The 2,355-nt window shown below is 32.5% G+C and carries 2 protein-coding genes; one reads left to right on the top strand and one right to left on the bottom strand.

Features of this window, described 5'->3' with window-relative positions; translation table 11 throughout:
* Positions 1 to 295: 295 nt before the first annotated feature.
* Positions 296 to 1,216, top strand: coding sequence for a DMT family transporter (locus AC1Q8M_RS27790; protein WP_000658283.1), 921 nt, complete (start codon positions 296 to 298; stop codon positions 1,214 to 1,216).
* A gap of 86 nt (positions 1,217 to 1,302) precedes the next feature.
* On the opposite strand, the gene AC1Q8M_RS27795 is transcribed toward AC1Q8M_RS27790, so the two are convergent.
* The gene (locus AC1Q8M_RS27795; RefSeq protein WP_000460203.1) at positions 1,303 to 2,094 is read right to left on the bottom strand and encodes a sulfotransferase family 2 domain-containing protein; all 792 of its coding nucleotides are present in this window, start codon (positions 2,092 to 2,094) and stop codon (positions 1,303 to 1,305) included.
* Positions 2,095 to 2,355 lie beyond the last annotated feature (261 nt).

The raw sequence follows: 2,355 nt of genomic DNA on the forward strand, positions 1-2,355 counted from the left end.
TAGTTGGGACCTTGTCCCTGTGAGAGTAGGACGTCGCCAAGCAAAAACCTAAGTCGTTTCGACTTAGGTTTTTTTGTGTTTATTTTTATTACTTAAAATATAAAGGTAAGAATTACCTTTTGTAAGGGTATAGTCGAGATATAAAAGAATGTTTGTGATCTTATATAAAAAGGTTATGCAAAAAGTAGCAATCTAGCTCTTTTTGCATAACCTTTTGTGTTTTTAAAGGATTTTCCATAAGAAAAAATCTATAATTAAGGTAGTTAACATATATTTTTGATGGGTGTGGGGGATTATGAAAGAAATATGCATGTTATTAGTGGCTGTTATATTATGGGGGACAGCTATTGCGCCAACAAAATGGGCGTTAGAATCTATTCAGCCGTTTACTTTGTTGTTTATTCGTCTTTTCTTTGCAGGTGGAATTTGTATGCTATTTTCATTTAAGCAACTACAAAAATCAGTTGTACATAAAAAAGTTCCATGGAAAAGAATGAGTTTGTTAGCTTTTACCGGTGTAGCTGGGTATTTTATGTTCACATCGTACGGTATTTCTTTAACAAGTGGATTACATGTTAGTATCATAGATGCTGCATTACCATTAGTTACAATTCTTTTTTCAGCAATCTTCTTGAAAGAGAAAATTCGATTGAATTATTGGATAGGAATTATATTGGGTGCTATAGGAGTACTCTTTATTACGATTCCATCTAAAAGTGCTGATCAAGAAGTGTCTTTAATAGGAGATATACTGATATTATTAAGTACTTTTCTATTTGCTTTCTACACGGTTTTGCTAAAACGACCAAAACAAGAACAGTATTTATCAAACGAGGTTTTTACAACATTAACTTTAATTATCGGAGCTGTTATTCTATTACCATTTGCACTGGTAGAAATTCTTTATTACGGTTTACCAAAGATTGAAACTTGGAAAACGGGACTTAGTGTAATATACCTTGTTATTGGAGCAACAATTTTAGCGTATTGGTTGTGGAATAAAGCGCTAGAGAGAGTTTCAGCATCAGTAAGCGGATTATATTTAAATGCATTACCATTAATAAGTATTGTTACTTCAATTATTCTATTAAATGAATCTTTGACATGGAGAGTAATAATGGGAGCAAGTTTAGTTTTAATCGGAGTAGGATGGGCGGATAAGCAAAAGTTATGTAATCTATTAAAAGGTAATAAGGTGAAGAATAGAGACTGTTAAACAGTATGATTTATATAATTGACATGTAAAAAAGATACCTTATATATGAGGTATCTTTTTTATTTAGCAAAGATAATAAACTAAAATTAGTATGGATATTCTTTGCTGTATTTATATGTGTCGAAATCATTTTGAAATATTGTTTGAACAAGTTGTATACATTCAGTATCATAAAAGCTTTCAAAAGTTGGATGACGGGGAAATAAAGGATCAGTAATATCGCCTTCGCTAAAATTCCCTTTATAAATCATGGCGGGAGTTTGATGATGCCATGATGTTGAGAACTCATTTATTGGTGCGTTTTTTAATTCGAAACGCTTTTCTAATTCTTTCATTTCCTGATCAAAGTTTTCTAAGTATATATAATTGGTGACATATTCTTCTTCACCAGCTATATATTGTTGTGTGAAATGTGGGTTAATATCACTTGCGTGAGCCCCTTTCATAAATAGATAGTATAGAAATTGTTTAAATGAGATCCCTTTGGGGGAATTTTCATCTTGATATAAAAACTTTCGGATGGGTTTCCATTCGGGATTTTCCATATAAGGAGGTCCAATTAAGGATACGAAAGAACTGACTGCTCTCCTATAAGGGTTACGAACAAGTTTAAACGTTTCTTTTTGTTTTTCTCGCAACGCTACTCCTAGTCGTACACTATAAGCAGGTGTACTTTTGTATATATCATATTCATAATTATGAATGAAAGGGCTATAACTTAGAGCTGTTTGCAATAAATCAATCTGGTAAAAGAACCAATTGGCAAGAGAAGTGCAACCGCTTTTTTGACTCCAAAATAGAATGATGGGAAACTTCCTATGATAGTGTGGGCTTCTTGAATGGGCGCTTATGGTGTTTAATAAAGAAGGATCGAACAAGTTCTACACTCCTTTCAGTTATTTTACTGATATGTATGAGGAATAAAGAGGGGGTATGAGAGTCTTTTTCATCTTTTTTTAAAAAATGAAAGATTAATATTGACTATTATTATATAGAGGTGTAATATAGGACAAGTCGCCGATGACATTAACGTCGCAAGCGACAAACGAAATAAAAAACTTAGTTGACATTAACTAACGAAGATGTTAACATAAGGAAGTCGCAAATGAGCGACCAAGTAGTTCTTTGAAAACTGAACG

It is taken from the genome of Bacillus sp. GW823-FHT06A10, from assembly GCF_058795375.1.

Bases quoted from the DNA above. Each gene is read 5' to 3' on its own strand.
- AC1Q8M_RS27790 (WP_000658283.1), top strand. From the start codon at position 296: ATGAAAGAAATATGCATGTTATTAGTGGCTGTTATATTATGGGGGACA.